This window comes from Halalkalibacter hemicellulosilyticusJCM 9152 (assembly GCF_000513115.1).
Classification (GTDB): domain Bacteria; phylum Bacillota; class Bacilli; order Bacillales; family Bacillaceae_D; genus Halalkalibacter; species Halalkalibacter hemicellulosilyticus.
Map to the genome: position 1 here is coordinate 17,714 of NZ_BAUU01000016.1, position 21,540 is coordinate 39,253.

At 39.3% G+C, this 21,540-nt stretch carries 14 protein-coding genes, 1 pseudogene and 2 riboswitches; of the genes and pseudogenes, 14 read left to right on the forward strand and 1 reads right to left on the reverse strand.

Going from position 1 to position 21,540, the window contains the following annotated elements; genetic code table 11:
* Positions 1-171 precede the first annotated feature (171 nt).
* Positions 172-360: riboswitch (cobalamin riboswitch) on the forward strand.
* Between the two features lie 130 nt (positions 361-490).
* The 5 genes from JCM9152_RS11325 (at position 491) to JCM9152_RS11345 (ending at position 6,502) form a co-directional block, all read left to right on the forward strand.
* Positions 491-2,359, forward strand: coding sequence for a DUF4430 domain-containing protein (locus tag JCM9152_RS11325; protein WP_158318433.1), 1,869 nt, complete (start codon positions 491-493; stop codon positions 2,357-2,359).
* 155 nt (positions 2,360-2,514) lie between these two features.
* Positions 2,515-3,324, forward strand: coding sequence for a DUF4430 domain-containing protein (locus tag JCM9152_RS21405; protein ID WP_052015879.1), 810 nt, complete (start codon positions 2,515-2,517; stop codon positions 3,322-3,324).
* Between the two features lie 15 nt (positions 3,325-3,339).
* Positions 3,340-4,218, forward strand: coding sequence for an energy-coupling factor transporter transmembrane component T (locus tag JCM9152_RS11335; protein WP_035344274.1), 879 nt, complete (start codon positions 3,340-3,342; stop codon positions 4,216-4,218).
* A complete protein-coding gene (locus JCM9152_RS11340) occupies positions 4,200-5,831 on the forward strand; it encodes an ABC transporter ATP-binding protein (protein ID WP_035344275.1) in 1,632 nt (543 codons plus the stop codon). The genes JCM9152_RS11335 and JCM9152_RS11340 overlap by 19 nt, the downstream gene beginning before the upstream one ends.
* Positions 5,813-6,502, forward strand: coding sequence for an ECF transporter S component (locus JCM9152_RS11345; RefSeq protein ID WP_035344277.1), 690 nt, complete (start codon positions 5,813-5,815; stop codon positions 6,500-6,502). The genes JCM9152_RS11340 and JCM9152_RS11345 overlap by 19 nt, the downstream gene beginning before the upstream one ends.
* 235 nt (positions 6,503-6,737) lie before the next feature.
* On the opposite strand, the gene JCM9152_RS11350 is transcribed toward JCM9152_RS11345, so the two are convergent.
* Positions 6,738-8,171 (reverse strand): methyl-accepting chemotaxis protein, encoded by a 1,434-nt coding sequence (locus JCM9152_RS11350; protein ID WP_035344279.1) that lies wholly within the window; start codon positions 8,169-8,171, stop codon positions 6,738-6,740.
* 220 nt (positions 8,172-8,391) lie between these two features.
* Between JCM9152_RS11350 and JCM9152_RS11355 the strand changes: the two genes are divergently transcribed.
* From JCM9152_RS11355 to JCM9152_RS11395, 9 genes and pseudogenes are all read left to right on the forward strand, one after another.
* On the forward strand, positions 8,392-9,912 hold the full coding sequence (locus tag JCM9152_RS11355) for a NarK family nitrate/nitrite MFS transporter (protein ID WP_035344281.1): 1,521 nt from the start codon (positions 8,392-8,394) through the stop codon (positions 9,910-9,912).
* Between the two features lie 354 nt (positions 9,913-10,266).
* Complete coding sequence (locus JCM9152_RS11360; protein WP_035344423.1) at positions 10,267-11,322, forward strand: ABC transporter ATP-binding protein; 1,056 nt, start codon at positions 10,267-10,269, stop codon at positions 11,320-11,322.
* A gap of 268 nt (positions 11,323-11,590) precedes the next feature.
* On the forward strand, positions 11,591-12,718 hold the full coding sequence (locus JCM9152_RS11365) for an extracellular solute-binding protein (RefSeq protein ID WP_035344284.1): 1,128 nt from the start codon (positions 11,591-11,593) through the stop codon (positions 12,716-12,718).
* A 22-nt stretch (positions 12,719-12,740) separates the two neighbouring features.
* Complete coding sequence (locus JCM9152_RS11370; RefSeq protein ID WP_035344286.1) at positions 12,741-14,426, forward strand: ABC transporter permease; 1,686 nt, start codon at positions 12,741-12,743, stop codon at positions 14,424-14,426.
* Between the two features lie 303 nt (positions 14,427-14,729).
* A pseudogene (locus tag JCM9152_RS11375) lies at positions 14,730-15,514 on the forward strand (ABC transporter ATP-binding protein).
* Positions 15,515-15,516: 2 nt separating this feature from the next.
* Complete coding sequence (locus JCM9152_RS11380) at positions 15,517-17,127, forward strand: hypothetical protein (RefSeq protein ID WP_035344288.1); 1,611 nt, start codon at positions 15,517-15,519, stop codon at positions 17,125-17,127.
* A gap of 108 nt (positions 17,128-17,235) precedes the next feature.
* A riboswitch (SAM riboswitch) is annotated at positions 17,236-17,350 on the forward strand.
* A gap of 102 nt (positions 17,351-17,452) precedes the next feature.
* Complete coding sequence (locus JCM9152_RS11385; protein ID WP_052015884.1) at positions 17,453-18,574, forward strand: sugar ABC transporter substrate-binding protein; 1,122 nt, start codon at positions 17,453-17,455, stop codon at positions 18,572-18,574.
* A 221-nt stretch (positions 18,575-18,795) separates the two neighbouring features.
* Positions 18,796-20,295 (forward strand): sugar ABC transporter ATP-binding protein, encoded by a 1,500-nt coding sequence (locus JCM9152_RS11390; protein WP_035344290.1) that lies wholly within the window; start codon positions 18,796-18,798, stop codon positions 20,293-20,295.
* Position 20,296: 1 nt separating this feature from the next.
* On the forward strand, positions 20,297-21,286 hold the full coding sequence (locus JCM9152_RS11395) for an ABC transporter permease (RefSeq protein WP_035344292.1): 990 nt from the start codon (positions 20,297-20,299) through the stop codon (positions 21,284-21,286).
* Positions 21,287-21,540 lie beyond the last annotated feature (254 nt).

A 21,540-nucleotide genomic window follows, 5' to 3' on the forward strand; every position in this document is an offset into this window, starting at 1 on the left:
AAAACGGCTTTGAGAAATGATTCTCAAAGCCGTTTCTACGTTATTTCGTCTGTTTATTGTTGGTGACACTGGAGGAAGTGTGTTTCTCCAGTGTCAGTTTTTATAAAACAATGCTACACATTTTTTCATATTGATTACTAGAGTGAGTTCAAGTATAATTACTTCGATAAGTTCATAATTAGTCAAACAGGTGCTAGTTTTCGTAAACGCTAGCTTAATAGGGAAGTTGGTGAGAAACCAACGCGGTCCCGCCACTGTAAATGAGAGCAACCTACTATTGTCACTGTCTTATATTAAGATGGGAAGACGTAGGAAGCGATGACCATGAGCCAGGAAACCTGCCTGTTATGTCAGCACCATGTTCTACGCGGATAGAAGGGGTGTTAAGAATGTATAGTATTATGATGCTATTAAACTCTTAACATTTTTAGCTCCTTCTTAGTTAGAGGGGCTTTTTTTAATGGATATAAAGAAATGGGGAGGAACGAAAATGAGAAAATGGTTGCATCAAATGATGGCAGTATTGCTTGTGTTTTCATTGTTCTTTGGAAGTGTTAATACAGCGGTATTTGCTGAGGAAGCATCGGATCAGCAATTAGAAGAAAGTGATCAGGTTGTGACGGTTGATGCTAGTGAGTATGAGGTTGAAGAGGGAGATACGGCGTTTGACTTACTCGTACGTGCTATAGGTGAGGAGAATGTTGGGTATGATGATGGGCAGTACGGAAAGTTTATTCATACAATTAATGAAGTACAGGCAGAAGGAAACTATTTCTGGGCATTTTATGTTAATCGCATCTCAGCACAAACAGGTGCAGATAGCTTTTTAGTTCATGAAGACGATTTTCTAACATTTAAATTAATTGATTGGACAGTTGAAAGTGATAGCGTTGATCTTGAAATTGTAGGGATAGAAGAAGTTCAAGCTTATGATTATAGTTTTGGATTTATTGAAGGGGCAACGGCTTTTGATTTAGTTAAGGTAGTCGTCGGTCATGATAACTTAGAGTATGATGTATATGACATTGGGAATTTTATTACTGGAATTAATGGTTTAACGGCAGAGTATCCTGATTATTGGTCATTAGTCGTTAACGGAGAGTCTGCGCAAGTCGGTGCTAGCGATTACTTGCTGACTAATGAAGACCTGATTTCTTTTGTTTTCATCGAAAATGATTCAGAAGATGAAGGCGGAGATCCTGGCAATTCTGATGAAGAGAATCCAGTAACAGAAGAAGAAATTGAGGCAGAACGAGTTGATCCAGAAGTTATTCAAAGTGCGATCGATTCAGCAACGGATTATGTACTTGCAGGTACGATCGGTGATTGGAATGCGATAGCATTAAAACAAGCAGGAAAAGAAGTGCCGAGTAGCTATTTAGAGCAAGTGAAAGAGACATTAAGAGAGAATGAAGGACAGTTTCGTAATATAACCGATTATGAGCGTGTGACGTTAGGTATTTTAGCAGCAGGTGGTAATCCGACAAATATTGAAGGATACAATCTTGTTGAAGCTATTTATAATGGTGAATTAACGCGTCAAGGTTTAAATGGTGTTGTGTATGGTTTACTTGCATTAGATAGTGCGGGCTTTGAAACACCAGATGGAGCAGCGTGGGATCGAGAACGAATGATTTCACATTTACTAGAAGCGCAAAATGAAAGTGGTGGCTGGTCTTGGGATGGTAGTAGTTCAGCTGATTTGGATACAACGGCGATGGTTATCACCGCATTGGCACCACATACGTCTCAAACAGAAGTCGAACAAAGTGTGAATGAAGCATTACGTTATATTCATAATAATGCTGCACAAATTGACAATAGCTCGACTGCTGCTCAAGTCGTTATTGCACTTGCTACGGCTGGGGTTGAACCAAACCAGCCAAAGGATCCAAGTGATAGTGAAAGTACGAAGTTTGTTGATTACTTGTTAAGCTTTCAAAATGATGACGGTGGATTTTATTGGAAGGATGGATATGGCTCTGACAGTGATCCATTTTCAACGGATCAAGCCTATCGAGCTCTTGTTGCTTATCAGCTATATGCTAATGGGGAAGGGTCTTTGTATCACTTACCATTAGCTGATGGAGAAGTTCAACATGGATTAAAAGAGAAAGATGAAATAACGAATCCTATTAAAAAGGAACCAGTAGAGCCCCCTGAACCTGTTATTAATGATGAAAATGATGAAAAAGAAATAGATTCTACTAATATATCGGAATCATTAGATGAAGGTGAGCGATTACCGGATACGGCAACGAATACATTTAATTTACTTATGGTTGGTTTTGTTTTATTGCTAATAGGTGTGATAGCATTTGTGATAATGAAACGTCGTGCAATGATGAAGGAAGAATAGTCCCTTTTATTGATGCATAGGGCGTTGAAAAGGTATACTTTCAAGGGCACTGAAAAGTTTGGTTTTTAACTTTTTTGGTGCCCTTTAAGCAATAATAGGAGTTCCATTTTTGATATATAGTAGGTTAGTTTATAGAAGAGGAGCGTGTTGTGAGGATGAGAATTCGTTGGTTCCAAATTTTGTTGCTCATGTTCATGACCATTGGCATTTTAGTAGGTTGTGGGACTGGAAATAAAGAAGAGCTTCAGGATGATCAAGAACAAGTAATAGAGGATGTTGAAGTCGAACAAAGTGAAAATGCAGAACTAGGTGACGAAGAGAGTAACGCGGAAGAAGAGGTTGAACAGCTAGAGGATGCGGAAGTGGTGTTGCCTAGTAAGTCGGGGGAAAGTGAACAATCTGAGTCGACAGCTTCTTCGTCGAATGAAGACCGTGTGGACGAATCAACAGAAAAGAAAGAGTCGAGTCAGACAAGCGACCGTCAGTCTAGTTCGAATGAGAAAAAGGAACAATCCTCATCGAACTCTCATTCCAATTCATCTAATAATCAGACATCTAATTCAAAACAAAAGGAAGAAAAAAAGCAAGAAAGCTCGTCTTCGAAATCAAATGATTCAAAGGCTAAAGAAGAGAAAACTCCGTCTTCGCCAGAACCAACTGTGACAATTGTCATTCAAGGGCCTAGTGATAAAGGGAAAATTGGTGAAGGACAAGTCGCATATGCAGATGGGGATACAGTTTTGGATATACTGACAAAGTACGGGAAGTCGGCTAGTATCCATGTTGATTCAACCGGGAGAGGCGCAGCTGCTTATGTTCAAGGAATTGCCAATATATACGAATTTGACTACGGACCGAGGAGCGGTTGGGTAGCGAAAGTAAATGGTACGAGTATTTCCCAAAGTGCGGGTGTAACAGCGGTAAAGGAAGGAGATCGAGTAGAATGGTTATATACAGAAGAATGACAGTAGGTTGTCCTCATGATCCTTCGATTTGAACAACTACACCCGATAACGACTTTTCTTTTTTATGGGGGTGCTATTGCTCTATTAATGCTTATGCTACACCCGTATTATTTGTTAGCTGCTTTTTTTGTCATTTTACTACGCGAATATTTGCATGATCGTTTTCGTGGGGTTCGTGGTTGGGTGTTATTTATCTTTTTGACGGCGATCATTTTTGTGATGGTTAATCCGCTTTTTAATCAAAGAGGGTTACATGTGATAGTTGAATGGGGAAATCGTCGTATCACACTTGAAGCCCTTTTGTACGGTGGTATTACTGCCTTTTCACTTATAAGTATCGTTGTGCTTTTTATCTCATTTAATCGGGTTATGACGCCAAATAAGTTATTGTTTTTGTTTGGGCGTGTGCTGCCGCAATTTGCGTTGCTGTTAATGCTTACGTTACGTTTTATTCCACTTATGAAAAGAAGACTGGACGACATTAACATGGTCCAGCATAGTAAAGGGATCTTAGTCACTCGTGGTAAGTGGAGTGAAAGAGCGAAAAAAGGTCTACTCTATGTACAAATTTTGCTGACGTATTCATTGGAAGAAGCGATACAAACGGCAGATTCGATGAAGGCAAGAGCATATGGAAAAGGGAAGAGAAGTTCATATGATCACTTTCGTTGGTATTCATACGATATGCTGAGTGTTACTTTTATTATAGGTAGTTTAACAATCATGATTGTTGGTCGGCTTGTAGGATTTGGCTATTTAACGATCTATCCAGTTATGGATTCGCTTCAATTGGTTGGAGGCGACAAGTTTCTGTTCTGTTTGTTTATCTTTTATTTCTTATTTCCGTTATGGCTAGAATGGGGTGGAATGCTTAAATGGCGTATATTCAATTAAACAACCTTTGCTTTACCTACCCAGATGGAGAAAGGCCGGCATTGGAAAACATTTCTTTAACTATTCAACGAGGAGACTTTGTTGTGTTATTAGGCCCATCTGGATGTGGGAAGAGTACGCTGCTAAAGTTGTTAAAACCATCGATTCAGCCTCATGGTCAGTTAACAGGAGAAAGGTTATTAGAAGGGAAGTCAATTGAACACTTAGAGAATGAACAAGATATTGGCTTTGTTTTTCAAGATCCTGATAATCAAGTTGTAGCCGATGAGGTTCTACATGAGTTAGTGTTTGGTTTAGAAAATATCGGCTTACCGACTGTTGAGATGCGGAATCGTGTAGCTGAAATGGTGCATTTTCTTGGTGCTGAAGATTTACTAACGAGAAAAACTCATGAATTATCTGGTGGTCAGAAGCAACAGGTGAATGTCGCTTCGATCTTATTAATGCAGCCTCATATTTTGTTGCTAGATGAACCGACGGCCCAGCTCGACCCAGTAAGTGCTCGTGATTTTTTAGAAATGCTTGTGCAATTAAATCAAGAATTTGGTATGACGATTATTATCGCGGAGCACCGACTTGAAGATGTGATGGCTTTGGCTGATCAAGTTGTGGCAATGCAAGCAGGGTCTATTATAGAATGTAGTACACCGAAAGAGATTGTGAGAACGTTATGGAAGTCTTCTTATCAACCATTTGTACCAACTACACCCTCACTAGCTTTGACTGTTCATGAACAATTGCTACATATCCCTCTTACAGTGAAAGAAGGACGATTATGGTTAGATCAGCAGCTTCGGCATTCTTTGCTTGCTCCAAAGGTTAAGGCTTCGTCGCAGGCAGTGGAGGAAATGATCCGACTGCGAGATGTGTCCTTTCAATATGAGGAGGATCAGGCCGTTCTTCATCGTTTAACATTGGCTCTCTATCATGAGGAAATCTATGCACTTGTTGGAGGAAATGGTTCTGGGAAGACAACCTTATTGAAGGTATTAATGGGATTGCTGAAGCCGCAAAAAGGGAAGATGTTGCTGTATGGTCAAATGATTAAATGGAAGCAATCTGAAGAGCTTGTTTCTATCGTTGGTTATTTACCACAAAACCCAAAGTTGTTCTTTATCCATGAAACGGTCGGAGAAGAGTTAGCAGCGGTGATGGCACAATGGAATGTAACGAATCAAGATGAAGCAGATTCTTTGTTAGAAGTATTGCAAATTGAACACTTAAAAGACCGCCACCCGTATGATCTAAGTGGTGGTGAGCTACAAAAGGCTGCCCTTGCTTGTATTTTAATTCGTAAGCCTAAGCTACTTTTACTCGATGAACCGACAAAAGGACTAGATCCGGTCTCAAAGAAACGATTAGGTGATATGTTAGTGGAACTAAAGGGAAAAGGGATCACCGTTTTTATGACAACACATGATATTGAGTTTGCAGCACGTTATGCAACGAAGTGTGGAATGATGTTTCAAGGCCAAATTACATCAGAAGGTGTACCAGATGACTTCTTTAAAGGGAATTTCTTTTATACAACGATGATTCAACGACTATTCCGCGGGAAATCAGATGACGTCATGACGATGGAGAGGGCTTTGCGATGCTTCGATCAACATTAACTTGGTTCGTTTTAATAACAATGGTATGTTTCGTGATTATGGCCTCGTTGCTGTGGGTTGATCACTATTTATGGGTTAGCTTTGTCATTATTATAACAGCCCTTCTTCTCTTTATTATTCGATTTGAGCGTAGGAAACTAGAGGCGAGAGAACTTGTATTATTAGCCGTTCTTGCTGCGGTTGCGGCAGTTAGTCGTATTCCGTTTGCGAGTATTCCGAGTGTACAGCCGACGACGTTTGTCATCATGATGTCAGGCTTTGTGTTTGGTGCGGAAAGTGGCATGATGATCGGAGTCGTTGCAGCGCTTGCATCTAATATGATATTAGGTCAAGGTCCTTGGACACCATGGCAAATGCTTGCATGGGGCTTAGTTGGATTGACAGCAGGGCTATGGCGAAATCATTTTTGGCTAAAAAGAAAACTTGGAAAAGTGTTATTTGCAATTGCTTGGGGTTTTTTGTTTGGATGGATCATGAACGCTTGGGGTGTATTATCACTCATCTTTGTTGATGGCGAATGGAATTTCTCGATTCTCGTTCCGTATTTTTTCGGAAGCGCATTGTTTGATACGATGCATGCAGCCTCCAACGTACTCTTTTTACTCGTCTTTGGTGGTATTTGGATGAAAATCCTTATGCGCTTTAAGAAGAAATACGGACTTATGGAGTAGGATGTAATGTGTCGTGAGTGGTTGTTATATAAGTAGAAGATCTTTTAGATGGTATAAAGCTAGAAATGAACCGCAAGCGAGCAACGAGTGAAAGGGAGCCCTCCCCGCTAGGTGCGGTTCCTCGTTCCACTATTTTCGCTCATTTCGCTTTGTCACGTCGATGCGGTTCCACATTCCGCTAGTATGGACTTTACGGCTTCATTTTGGACACATTCTCGCTGTTTAGGGCCACTTTTTACGCCAACCAATTCGTACATAACTGAACGATTTTGTTAAACTGCTTCCTCCCGATTGTAGCTACATTTTGTTTTGCTTGCTCAGCATTTCCTTCAAGCATTAATTTCGTATTTAATGTTGTAATTTCATTAAATGTTGTCCATAATTTTCTGAACCTCTGAATGTTTGATGTATCTTCCTCGTTAGTAGCGACGTAAGAAAGCTTTTCTATTTGATCATATAGGTGCTCCTCAGTTCGTTCCTTTTCCTGTTTCCAATAAACGATCTGTTCGTGATTCGTTGACGCGATCATGTTAACCATCATCCCTCTAATCGTTAATGCCTGTTTAAATAATGCTTCAACTTTATGCTTATTGGTTTGTTCGTTAGGTAATGTAAAAAGGGACGTAACGGCGGATAGAGCAAATACATCCTTTGTTGTTTCATGAATCGTTATGTTCATTCGTTCAATCGTTTGTTGTTGTTCTAATGTAGAGGCTAGTACCTCCTGACTCGCAGCAGAGAGTTCTTCGTTAATAGCTGCTGATTGGTGAAGAGCTTCTTTTGTCGTTTCCGTACTCTTAATGAGAGTGTCTCCTTCCTTTTCTACTGCTTTAATATCGGTTTTGATTTGTTGGACTTTTTCCATGATTTGATGAAAATTTTTTTCAGTTTGTTTAATACTAGATGTCGTATCATCTACTAATGATAAAGTAGCAAGAGTCCGATCGTTTGAATGTGTAATTTGATCTTGTAAGGATTTAATAATGGTTTCAATATCTTCTGTGGCAGATTTGGATTGATCAGCTAATTCACCAATTTCCTTAGCAACAATAGCAAAGCCTTTGCCTTGTTCACCAGCACGAGAAGCTTCGATTGAGGCATTTAAGGAGAGTAGACTTGTTTGCTTAGCTAACTTTTGAATAAGGTCAATAATGTACGTGATTTCTTTAGACGCATTCATTAGGTTTTGTGCTTCTTCGTAGTTTTTTTTACTCTCACTTTTTAATAAGTTCATTTTCTCACTAGATTCATTCATCTGTATAATTCCGGTTTCAACGGTGCTTTCAATTTGCTCACCTGAATGGAAAATTTGAGCGTGTTTAGAGCTAAGTGTTTCTGTTGTTGAATGAACATGATTCATTTGCTCGGATATCGTAATAGCTTCGTCTGCTTGTTGCTGAATACCTTTCGCTAATTCATTCATCGTATGAGTAACGGTACTGACTTCTTCTTCTAAATTAGCGGATGATTGAGCTACTCCTGTTACTTTCGCGTAGAGATCCTTGCTTGATCGTTTTGTTATTTGGAGAAAGGGTCTAAACATGTGGATCGTTTTTTGAAACAAGTTTACATGACGATTTTTACTTTGTTGAACATTTTTACTTAAATCTCCTTCAGAGAATTGCTTTAAAATGACATCCTCTTTCTTTCTGTTTGTTAAAAGTAACAATTGGTTTCACTCCTTTGAAAAACATAAACTTCCTATTATTATCTCTGTTTTGCAAACAGAAAAACAATCACTTTGGAAGAAGATATAACAGTGTATTTATTGTGAAAGCGTTGGCCTATAAAGGTTGGGAGGTTTTCTATCGCGATTGCAGACGGGGGCTCTATAAACATGTATTAATAGTATTAGAATTTAAAACATGTGATTGGAGAGGAAGTTAGAGATGACGGTATCAGATTTATTTAAATTTAAAGATGAGAGAACAAAAGTTTTGCACTTTACATGGTTTGCGTTTTTTGTTTCTTTCTTTACTTGGTATAATATGGCACCGATGGCCACGACGATGTTAGCGGAATTAAATTGGTTAACACCTGAACATATTGCGGCACTCGGTATATTGAATGTAGCATTAACGATTCCGGCTCGCATTATTATCGGTTCATTACTTGATAAGTATGGTCCAAGAGTTGTTTATTCAGGTTTGCTGATCATTATGTCGATTCCTGCTTTTGTGTTTGCCTTTGGTGATACGTGGGCGCAAATTGCCATATCACGTTTAATTCTCGGTAGTATTGGAGCAAGCTTTGTGATTGGGATACGGATGGTTTCTGAATGGTATCCTCCAAAAGATGTAGGGTTTGCCGAAGGGATCTATGGTGGCTGGGGGAATTTTGGTTCAGCGGCTGCGGCAATGATTCTACCTTGGATTGCATTAACATTGTTCGGTGGAGATAATGGGTGGAGATATGCCTTAGCACTTACGGGGGTATTCTGTCTTGTTTATGGAATTATCTACTATTTTGCAGTACGAGATACGCCAGAAGGAAAAGTGTTACTGAAGCCGAAGAAATCTGGTGCGATGGAAGTAAGTAGCTGGGGTGATATGGTTCAATTGATTTTTTGGACGATTCCTTTAGGTGGGGCGTTGGCTCTAAGTGCTTGGAGACTAGAGGGAATGGGCTTTTTAAGTGAAACGTTCTTATATGTCACATGGGTCATTATCGGACTTGTCTTTATTTATCAAGTGTACAAAATTCTCCAGGTGAATGTGCCTTTATTAAAAAAAGGTGTGCCTGAGGATGATCGATATAAGTTTAAAAATGTTGCGGCTTTAAATAGTACGTATTTTGCTAACTTTGGAGCAGAATTAGCTATTATTTCGATGCTACCAATGTTCTTTCAGCTTACGTTTTCATTAACTCCAGCAACAGCGGGATTAATTGCGGCGTCGTTCGCATTTATCAATTTAGTGGCTCGTCCTTTAGGCGGTGTATTATCAGATCGTATGGGTAGCCGTCGAAAGATTATGCTTATTTATATGTTCGGTATTTCATTAGGCTTAGTTGGAATGGGGTTCATTGATTCTTCGTGGCCAATTGTATTAGCTGTGGTTGTTGTTGTGTTAACTTCTGTCTTTATACAAGGAGCTGAAGGAGCGACATTTGCTGTCATTCCGATGATTAAGAAGCGAATTACTGGACAAATTGCAGGAATGTCAGGTGCGTATGGGAATGTAGGTGCAACCATATATTTAACTCTTTATACGTTTGTATCTCCTCAGCAATTCTTTTTCATATTAGCAGGTGGAGCGTTTGTTAGCTTTGTCATTTGCTATTTCATGTTAGAGGAGCCAAAGAACTCATTTGCTGATGAATACTATGAATCTTCTGCTGACCAAGCTCAAGTGATAGAAGAGCTTTCTGAGGAGTTAACGGGAGAGGAAAAAGTGAAAAAGGCATTGTAAGTATAAAAGTTCTAGGAATTTACTTTTTGGAGTGTCATTATTTGACACTCCTGTTTCTTTTTTTAATGGAACCTCCATTCCTTTAAATGCCGGATACATATTGTTTAAGTGTACGAAGTGAAACGACATTCCGCTAATACGTAAAAAGAAAAGTAAATGGATGTACAAATGGTCAAATAGAGGAATGGGGCTTCATCAAGGTTGGTTATTTTTACAGAAATAACTTATATACATGAATTTGTCAATAATAAAGCTGAAGTGGTCATTGACGCCTTTTTAACAGGTGTGCTAAACTCAATTTGTATTGAGTTTCATTCTCAAGGAGATGGGACAACAGGACAGGGGAGATACATAATGAGTTTTATCCAATTACAGCAATTAACGAAACAATACGCGAAGGCTGATCATATTGCAGTTGACCATATAGAGCTCAGCATTGAAAAGGGTGAAATTCTAACTCTACTCGGTCCGAGTGGGTGTGGGAAAACAACAACGTTACGAATGCTTGCTGGCTTTGAAAATCCCACATCAGGTACAATTTCAATTGACGGACAGGAGATTGTTAGTAATCGTACGTATGTACCAGCTGAAAAGCGTGGAATTGGAATGGTCTTTCAAGACTATGCATTGTTTCCACATTTAACGATAGAAAAGAATATAACATTTGGTTTAAATAAATGGAGTACACGTGCCAAGAAGGTGCGTGTTAAAGAAGTATTAGAGCTAGTAGGGTTAAGTGAATTTGCGAAAAGGTATCCAAGTGAGCTTTCTGGAGGGCAGCAACAGCGTGTGGCTCTGGCTCGTGCGCTAGCCCCTAAACCTCATGTTGTGTTAATGGATGAACCATTCAGTAATTTAGATGCTGGTTTACGTGAACGAATGAGATATGATGTGACCGCTATTTTACGAAAAGCGAACACAACAGCTATTATCGTCACACATGATCAGAAGGATGCATTTGCTGTATCTGATCGAGTGGTAGTGATGAACGAAGGCGTTATCCAACAAATTGCGACACCAAGGGATATGTACCGATGTCCCAAAAATTGCTTCGTTGCGCAATTTGTCGGTAAGACGAACTTGTTAGAGGGCACGCTTTGTCCTGATTTAAAGCATGTTGATACGTATATTGGCCGTGTTACATTGCCAAAGCAAAGTGAGGAGCTTATGGAAAATGTACGCGTTTCGATTCGTCCAGAAGGTTGTCAATTAGCAGAGAATGGGAGCTATTCTGGTCGTGTAGAACGAGTGACCTATAGTGGTGAATATCAAGAGGTTGAAGTCTTATTAGGAGACAATGAACAAGCACAATCTATCGTTGTATACGCTCCGATTGAGCAGGAGATCGAAGCTGGCCAAGTCGTCGCATTTGATATAAAGACTGAACTAGTTGCGCTTGTTGAAGTATAGCCATATGCTTATCAGATTTTTAACATAATGATTGGTCACTACAAGGTGAATTTTCGTTGCGCTGAGAAAGTTGATTTGTGCTTTTTCAGTGTGCTTAATTTGTTGCCTGATTATAGTGGCCATTTTATATGGAGCATGGAATGTTAACCTTATTCTGAAATAATATTGACAATTGAAATAAGCTCAATTATAATTCAATTTGTGTTCCTAAATGAAATTGATAATCATTTTCAGTAGGGGTTAAATAAAAAGTATTAGGGGGATTAAGATGAATAAGGGATTAAAGCTTTTACTTGCTAGTTTGCTTGCGTTATTACTTTTTGTTGTAACTGCTTGCGGGGGTAATGATGAAGAACCAGAAAGTACAGAAGGCGATGACCAAGCTGAAGAACAGCCCGTTGAAGATGAAAATGATGATAGTGATGAAGTCGCTGTAGAATTATCAGGGGAACTTGTAGTATACTCTTCACGTAATGAGAATTTCGTACAAGACCTACTAGATAAGTTTGAAGATGAAACAGGTGTGACAGTTCGTGCATTACATGGTGCTGATCCGTTACAAATTGAAGAAGAGCAAGGAAATGTACAAGCTGACATTTTCATTTCCAATGATCTTGGTGCTCTAGAATACTTAAATGGCCAAGGCTTATTAACTGGAACTAATCCAGAAGGTGTAGAATCAATTGATGAACAATTCCGTGCCGATGACAATGCGTGGATTGCATTATCAGCTAGAGCACGTGGGTTTATTTATAATAAAGATTTAATATCAGAAGATGAGATGCCTACAAGCATGGAGGATTTATTTGATCCAGAATGGGCAAATGTTGAAAATGGATACGCGATTACTCGTGGTGGTAACGGTGGTATGATCGGAAACGTTTCTGCGCTACGTCATGAATGGGGCGATGAGCGTACTGCTGAATGGATTACTGCGATTAAAGATAACGCTGCTGGAATCTTTGAAGGTCATGGTGATATCCGACGTGCTGTTGGTGCAGGTGAGCATGCATTCGGGTTAGTGAATAATTACTATTATCATCAGCAATTAGAAGAGCCGTCTGATAATAATGTAGGATTTATCTATGCAGATCAAGAGGATGGACAAATGGGTGCGATTGCTAATGCAGCCGGTGTTGGCTTAGTAAATGGTGGTCCAAATGAAGAGAATGCTCAAGCTTTTATCGAATGGGTTTTGAAGCCAGAAAATCAATTGGCATTTGTCGGCGAATCTCTTGAAGTTCCAATTAATCCAGATCTTGAGCCACCATATGAAGCTGCATTACCATTCAATGAATTACATGTTCAAGACATGCCGTTGAAGGAATTAGGAAATTACTTCGAAGATACAAGAGCATTAATCGAAGATTCAGGATTAGATCTTGATTTAAGATAATGATGGATTAGGAGAGGGCAGCATGGATAAGCACGATCAAAATAAAGAACATAAACAGCATCAAGCTGATCCTAAGGTTGGAGAAAATCATTCTCCAACCCTTCTCCATTTTATGAAAAAAAAATGGTTGAATAGCTGGAATGGGAATCCTCCAGGGCCAGTTCTTTTATTTGTCGGTAGCTTAGTAGCACTCATCATGTCGATACCGATTGTTTATGTCATTTGGCGCTCCTTATTTGCTGGGAAGGATCGTTGGATGAGATTGCTAGATGGGCGTATTCCTGAATTGTTGTGGAATACGTTTTCACTGACAATAGCAGTCACCGCTTTTGCGGTCATCATTGGTATTTCTCTTTCATGGCTAGTCGTTCGGACTGATTTACCTGGAAGGAAAGTGTGGCAATGGTTATTGGCGCTGCCGCTCGTGATCCCACCGTATGTTGGTGCGGTTACATATATTATTGTTATCGGTCCAAGTGGCTGGCTAAGAGATATGTGGCGTGAAATACCTTTCCTCGTCGAATGGTTCGGACAATACCCGCTTAATATTTATTCATTTTGGGGCGTTTTTTTTGTACTATCCATGTTTACATATCCGTATGTGTTTCTTATTGCTAGTGCGTCATTACGGAAGATGAATCGAAACTTTGAAGAGGTGGCTCGTTCTCAAGGATTAAATACAGCGCAAATTTTTTGGAAGGTTAATTTACCATTCTTACGTCCGGCGATCGGAGCTGGGGCGATTCTAATATCGTTGTATGTGTTATCTGACTTTGGGGCGATAGCGATGCTCCGTTTTGTGACGTTTACAGCTGCGATTTATTTTCAACGTTCGAGCTTTGATACGGCTTCTGCTTCTGTTTTAAGCCTTGTGCTAATCGTACTGACGATTTTGATTTTATGGATTGAGTCAAGGACGCGGAGGAAAAGCCACTATTATCAAACGAGTAATACGTTCCGAGAGCCAGACATTTTATCATTAGGAAAGTGGAAGCCATTTGCTTTTCTGTATGTTTGTAGTGTGTTTCTCGTATCCGTTGTTTTACCAATTGCCGTTCTCATTTATTGGTCGGTGATTGGAATTGGAATGGGTGCACTTGATACGAGATTTTTTGGCTTTGCCTGGAATAGTATACTCGTATCAGGTCTTGCTGCACTATTATGTATGCTGCTAGCATTACCGATTATTTATTTGAAATCACGTTATCCATCAGGATTGACGAATTTCATTGATAAATTAAGCTATGCCGGCTACGCGTTACCTGGTGTGATTGTTGGTTTAGGGATGATCTTTATTTTTAATAATCATATTCCAGCGTTGTACAATACGTTTTACATGATTGCGATTGCGTTTGTCATTCGCTTCTTACCACAAGCGATGCAATCGGGTGAAGCCTCGCTTAGCTTAGTATCACCTCGAATTGATGAAGCGGCGCGAAGTCTCGGTTATCCACCGTGGAAAGTGATGTTTAAAGTGATCCTACCAACGATCCTTCCCGGTGTATTGGCAGGAGGTGCGCTCGTATTTGTAAGCTCGATTAAAGAGTTACCAGCTACATTAATGCTAAGGCCACCTGGCTTTGATACGTTAGCTGTTCGAGTTTATTTTGAAGCAACAGAGGCGATTTATCATTTGGCTGCACCGGCAGCGTTACTGATTATTGTTGTTTCGGTTATTCCGTTGCGTTATTTATTAAAGAAGTACTAATCGATAGTGTCGGTTGAAGAAGAGGCTGTGAATACAAGGTTGTTGTCACTTTGTATGACGGCCTCTTCTTTTTTAAAAGGTAAAAATTTATAAAATACGAGGAAGAAAATGCGAGGAAACCCGAAGAAGTTAGTGGTCGATTCAATGAAGAGCGTTGGCTTCGCACTTTACTTTTCTTTTTAGTAAAGCGTTCGTGCCTGAAACGATACACACTATGAATGGAAGGGAATCATAAGAAAAGGGAATATTTAGAGGTTTTATATGATATACTGTCCACAAACTAGGATAGAAGGTGTTGTAGCTATGACTAATCGGGTACCTGTTATTTCATTGCGAGATTTGATGATGAAATATGATGATGAGTATGTCTTACGAGGCATAAATTTAGATGTGTATGAAGGCCAAATTATCGGTACATCGGACCAAACGGTGCTGGGAAAAGTACAACCGTGAAAATTATGCTTGGGCTTGTCCAAGGGTTTATGGGCTCAGTGCAAGTTCTTGGCGAAGATATCACAACTGGAAATGTTGAGTATAAGCGGAAGATTGGTTATGTCCCTGAAGTTGCTGAATTATATGATATGTTGACGGCTCAAGAGTATTTAACGTTTATCGGTCAGTTATATGGGATTGAGAAGGAAGCAGCTGATTATAAAGCGCGTCGGCTCATGAAGCAATTTGAATTGGAGGAGGTCTATTATTCTCGTATTTCTTCTTTTTCAAAGGGGATGCGTCAAAAAGTTTTACTTATTTCAAGCTTATTACATAATCCTGATGTACTGTTTCTTGATGAGCCGCTGAGTGGTTTAGATGCAAATAGTGTGATGATCGTTAAAGAAGTTATGGCACAATTGGCCTCTCAAGGTAAAACGATTTTCTATTCATCACATATTATGGATGTTGTTGAGAAGATTAGTAATCGAATTGTCCTCATTTCTGAAGGGAAGATTATCGCAGACGGGACATTTGATGAGCTAAGAGAAAAGAATATGGAAGGCTCATTAGAAGAGATTTTTAATGAATTAACTGGCTTTCATGAGCATCGAGAAATCGCAAGTAAATTTGTTTCGATTGTTCAAGAGGTGTAAGGATGAAGGATTTTTTACTACTACGTTTATTAGATCGATGTAAAAAAGTATTCCGTTTGCTTGGAATCGATTTTGCTGATATGAGAACGATTTTACAAGTGAAGTTTGAAATGGATCAGCGACGTGTTCCGACGGTATTTGCAGATTCAACAAAAAAAGAAGATAAGAAAAAGAATCAATTTCTATTATCATTAGGGATGTATGCACTATTCGGTCTTATTTTAATTCCCTTTCTCTTCGGTGAAGAGTACTTATTTCAATTAAGTATTGTCTTTTCGATTTATATATTTCTTGTCATGTCATCGCTTATTTCAGACTTCTCATCTGTGTTACTAGATGTTCGTGACCGATCTATTCTAGCAACAAAGCCGATTACAGAGAAAACGTTAGCCGCTGTGAAGGTGATTCATGTTGCAAGTTATTTACTACAATTATCGCTAGCTATTATCGCGATTCCACTAATTGTAGCAATCACTGTAAGAGGAGTTGGCTTTGCGCTGTTGTTTTTAGGTAGTATCGTACTTTTGAATTTATTCATTATTGTCATAACAACACTATTATATTTACTGATTTTACGTTTCTTTAATGGTGAAGTGCTGAAGGATATGATTAATTATGTTCAAATTGGGCTATCTATCGCGCTGATTGTCGGTTATCAAATTGTTGTTCGTTCATTTGAATTTGTAGATCTGAACATAGAGTTCCAAGCAGCATGGTGGCAAATCTTCTTACCGCCTATTTGGTTTGCAGCACTATTTGAGCTCATTTTTAATCAGGTGGTAAATCCATATCTTATAAGTTTTACGAGTCTAGCGATTCTCGTTCCTATTGTGGCAATGGTCTTTTACGCAAGGTTCATGCCGACCTTTGAGTATTATTTGCAGAAGCTTGACAGTCATGAAAGAAATACGAAGGAACGAAAGAAAAGATGGCTTATATGGATTTCGAATCTTATTTGCTCGAGCAAGGAAGAACGGGCCTTTTTCCATTTCGCGAGTATTATCGTAAAAAGGGAGCGCCAATTTAAGTTGAAGGTTTATCCATCCATTGGTCTTGCACTTGTCTTGCCTTATCTCTTTCTTTTCTCAGAAATGCGAAATAGCACTTGGGGAGAGATCGCAAGTAGTCAATGGTATTTATCGATGTATTTTACGATTTTGCTCATTCCAACTATAGTCGTAATGGCGGAATACTCTGAAGGCTATAAAGGAGCATGGATGTATGAATCATCACCGTTAAAAGGGTTGCATTTGGCAGTTAAAGGCACATTAAAGGCATTATTAGTCAAGCTTGTGTTGCCGTTATATGTTCTCGTTTCGCTCATTTTTCTTTGGATATTCTCTATTAGAATTATTCCTGATTTAATTGTATTGTTCTTTTCAAGTATGCTTTATATGGCTATTTGTCAGCTAATCGCTGTGCGTATGAAGCGTCCTTTCTCGAAATCATTTAAAGTGATTCAAGATAGTAAAGGGTGGCAAATGCTTGGCTTAGTCTTATTAGGTGGTGTGTTTTTCTTAGGTCATTACGTTAGCCTCCAGTTCTCTGGTGGGGTTTATGGTTATTTACTTATGATAATCGTTGCGAATTGGCTCGCTTGGAGGCGTATTTAGTTGAAAGATGTAAAAAACATATTTTTCTTGTCGGAATTCTATTGACTTCTTTTCGATAAGGTATTAAAGTTAGATTATTCATTTTTGACAGAAAATTAGATAAATAGACTCTTATCAAGAGTGGCAGAGGGACTGGCCCGATGACGCCCAGCAACCGTTCTTACTTGAGAAATGGTGCTAAATCCTGCAAAGTATGATGTCTTCATACTTTGAAAGATGAGAGGGGATTTCAATCATAGCATGATGAACCTCTCTTTATCGATAAGAGAGGTTTTTTTGTGGTCAATGAATGATAGTAATGAAAGAGAAAAGGGGAGCTGGAGAAATGAAGAACGTATTGAAACATGCGATTGCACCACTTGCACTTGGATTACTTCTTGTAGGATGTGGTACAGCTGATGACGCAGGACAAACAGGGCAAGCTGGGAGTAATGATAGTGATGTAAGCTTTGAACATGTTCCAGAGCGATTTGCTGATGGAGAAGAAGTGAAAGTGAAAGTTATCCGTAAAATAGGTGGTGACGATCATACAGCGCAATTTTTAGCTGGAGCCCAAGAGGAAGGATCAGCTCTTGGATTTGATGTAGAAACCTTTACAGCGAATGGAAATACCGAAGCGTTTCATGATGCGATTGCACAGGCGGTAAATGGTGACTATGATGGTGTTATTATTTCACACGGTGATGATCAGGCAACGATTGAAGGTGTCCAAGAATTAGTGGACAGTGGAAAAAGCGTTGTGGCGTTTGATTCAGATGGTGGTTTGTTAGACATTGAAGGTGTGACATTAACCTCTCAAGATGACGAAGAGCTAGCATCGTTAGCGTTAAATCAATTAGTAGAGGATTTTGATGGTGAGGCGAATATTGTTTACCTATGGGTCGATGGATTCCCGCCAATGGTTAGACGTAATAATGTGTATCAAGAAGTACTTGATAGCAATCCAGGAATCAATGAGCTTGAGCGTTTTGGGGTAGCGGCAGAGGATACATCAGTCCAAACACAAAATGCAGTTTCAGCGATGTTAACCAAGTATCCTGAAGGTGAAATTGATGCGATCTTTGCAACGTGGGATGCTTTTGCGATTGGTGCGACAAGGGCATTGAAGGAAGCAGGTCGTGAGGATATTGCGATTTATGGTATAGATATTTCAAATGCAGATTTACAAGAGCTACAAGAGGAAGGCAATCCATGGAAGTATACAGCAGCTGTTGATCCGAAATTAATCGGCGCTGTTAATGTGAGAATTTTAGCCAAGAAGCTTGCTGGTGAAGAAACACCACAAACGTATGACCTTGAAGCTTCGTTAGTATCACAAGACCAATTACTAGGACAAGAAGAGTCTGTGAATATGGTGAATCTTGCTGATATTATTGAAGGCTGGGGACAAACAGATGCTTTCGAAGAAGATTGGATGAAAGAGCTTAAAGAACATTATCAGCAGTAAAGTCAAAGAGGATCTTTTCAGATGACACTGCAAAAGTTAAAAACCCAACTTTTTCAGTACCTCCCATTTCGGTGTCTAAAAGGGGGAGTTAGGGCTCTTTTAGACATCTCCTTCTGTTTAAGAGCTGCAAAAATGGATTTTGACTTTTGCTATGCCCTCCAATTTAAGTGGTGAAGAAGTTGAAAGAGTATGAGGAAAAGACGTAAGGTGGGAAAATCGTCATGACGATATTACGTATGGAAAGCATATCAATTGAATTTCCTGGTGTAAAAGCGCTTGATCATGCAACGTTTCAAATTGAAACGGGTGAAGTTCATGCATTATTAGGGGCTAATGGTGCTGGAAAATCGACTTTGATGAAAGTATTGTCAGGTGCTTATAGTCATTATACAGGCTCTATATCCTTTGATGGTGTTGGGGTGGAGATTCGATCACCAAAGGACGCTCAAAGTGCTGGTGTTCAAATTGTCTATCAAGAAGTAGACACGGCTTTGATCTCTTATTTGTCGGTAGCAGAAAATATTATGCTGAATGAAACGGTTAATGAATTAGGGAAGAAGCAATTGGTTAGCTGGTCATCAATTCACGAAAAGGCTAAAGCAATATTGGACAAAATGAATATTCGTATTTCTTCCAAAACACTCGTTAATGAATTGACGCTTGCCGAAAAGCAAATGGTCTTAATTGCAAGAGCGGTTCGTTCAAACTGTCAATTTCTCATTTTAGATGAACCGACAGCACCTTTAAGTCAAACCGAAACGAATGAATTGTTTCGTATTGTCGCAGAGCTAAAGGCTAGTGGAGTCGGAATTATTTTCATTTCACATCGTTTGCCAGAGATCTTTCAAATTTGTGATGGGATTACGGTGATGAGAAATGGTCAATTTGTTCAACGACTACGAACGTCAGATGTAACACAAAATGAAGTGATCGAAAAAATGCTTGGCAAAAAGCTCGAAGATCAATACCCGGGTCGCTTTGAGGTAAGTGGGGAGCGTATCCTAGAAGTAAGAGGACTTTCAGATAAACAAAAGGTTCATGATGTTCATTTTCACGTTCATGCCGGTGAAATCCTTGGGATAGCAGGACTTGTAGGAGCCGGAAAAACAGAGTTATGTAAAGCGTTATTCGGAAATTCAACGAATCTATCTGGAGACGTCTTACTTAAAGGAAAGAAATTAAAGCTGAAAGCACCCCATCAAGCTGTTCAGAAAGGCTTAGCGCTCGTTCCAGAAGAACGACGTAAAGAAGGGGTTCTTGTAACAGAATCCGTTACGACAAATTTGACAGCGGCTAGCCTGTCTTCCTTCACTAGGCTATTCGGTTTTTTAAATGTGCGAGCAGAACGTAAAAAGTCAGTAGAGATGATTCGAAGTCTTGGGATCAAAACTCCATCAGAATTAGCTCTAGTTGAACATTTATCAGGTGGAAATCAACAGAAAATCGCCATTGGAAAATGGTTGATTGCGGATGCAGACGTCTACATGTTTGACGAACCGACAAAAGGTGTTGATGTTGGGGCGAAAAAAGATATCTTTCTCTTAATACAAGAATTAGCGAAGAGAGGAAAAGCGATTATTTATGCTTCATCAGAGCTAGCAGAACTCGTTGGTGTAACGAACCGTGTGTACGTGATGTACGATGGAAAAATGGTAAAAGAGGTACAGACAGCAGAAACAAATGAAGAAGAGCTGCTGTATTTCTCGACTGGAGGGAACTAACGTGCAAGAAGTAGCAGACAGAAAAGAGAAAAAATTTGATGCATTTCGCTTCTTTTATAAATATGGAACGTTGCTAACGATCGTTGTGCTCATTGTATTCTTCTCATTGGTAACGGATTCTTTTATGCAAAGTTCAAATATGATTAATATTTTACGTTCGATATCAATTGTAACGATTATTGCTATTGGGATTACGATCTCATTATCTGTCAATGGCTTTGATTTATCAGTAGGCTCAGTTGCATCCTTATCGAATGCCATCGTTATTTCGATGTTCGTCTGGTTTTCACAAAATACGTTCGTAGCGATCTTCGCCGCTTTAATTGCAGCATTACTTGTTGGAGCATTTAATGCCTTTATGATTGTGAAGGTTAAAATACCTGATATGCTTTTAACACTTGCAACGATGTTTATCGTGCAAGGGATTGCTTTAACGTATACGAAAGGGGCAACCGTTTCTGAAAATATGGTGATGTCAGACGGCTCGTTTGCAACGGGGGCGTTAAGCTCGTTCTTCTTACAGCTTGGTCGAATTCCTTGGATTATTATTATTATGATCATTTCGGTCATTCTCGTTCATATTTTCCTTACCTATACGAAGCATGGTCGTTTTATGTATGTGATCGGTGGAAATGAGGAAGCTGCAAGATTATCAGGAATACCTGTTAATAAATACAAAGTCACAGCCTACTTATTATCAGCACTTTTTGCTGCTATCGGGGGGATCGTGCTAGCGTCAAGAGTTGCTACAGCTGAAATAAATGCTGGTAGTCCATATTTAATGGATGCTGTAGCAGCAACATTTATTGGCTTTTCTGTACTTGGTGCAGGTAAACCTAATGCAATAGGAACCTTTTTCGGTGCAGTATTGATTGGAATCTTATCCAATGGTCTAGTAATGATGTCTGTGCCTTATTATTCGATGGACATAGTAAAAGGGACTGTACTCGCCTTTGCGTTAGCGATTACGTATTATAAATTGAAAAAATAGATTTATAGGCAATGAGCGTAGTCGCTACATCTTTTAAAAGTCTTGTGGTGAGTGGTTTTCTGACCACAAGACGCGTAGCGAACGGAGCCATTGCCATATTTTTTGGGATAATTTTTGATTATGCTCCTATAGCTAGGAAGGTTATAGGAAGAATACGTTAGGTATGTAGAAGGAGTTTGTTTTTCCTGAAAACATGCCTTTTCTTTGTTATTTAGAAGGAAAGAATGATAAAATAATCTCTGAAGATTTAGCAG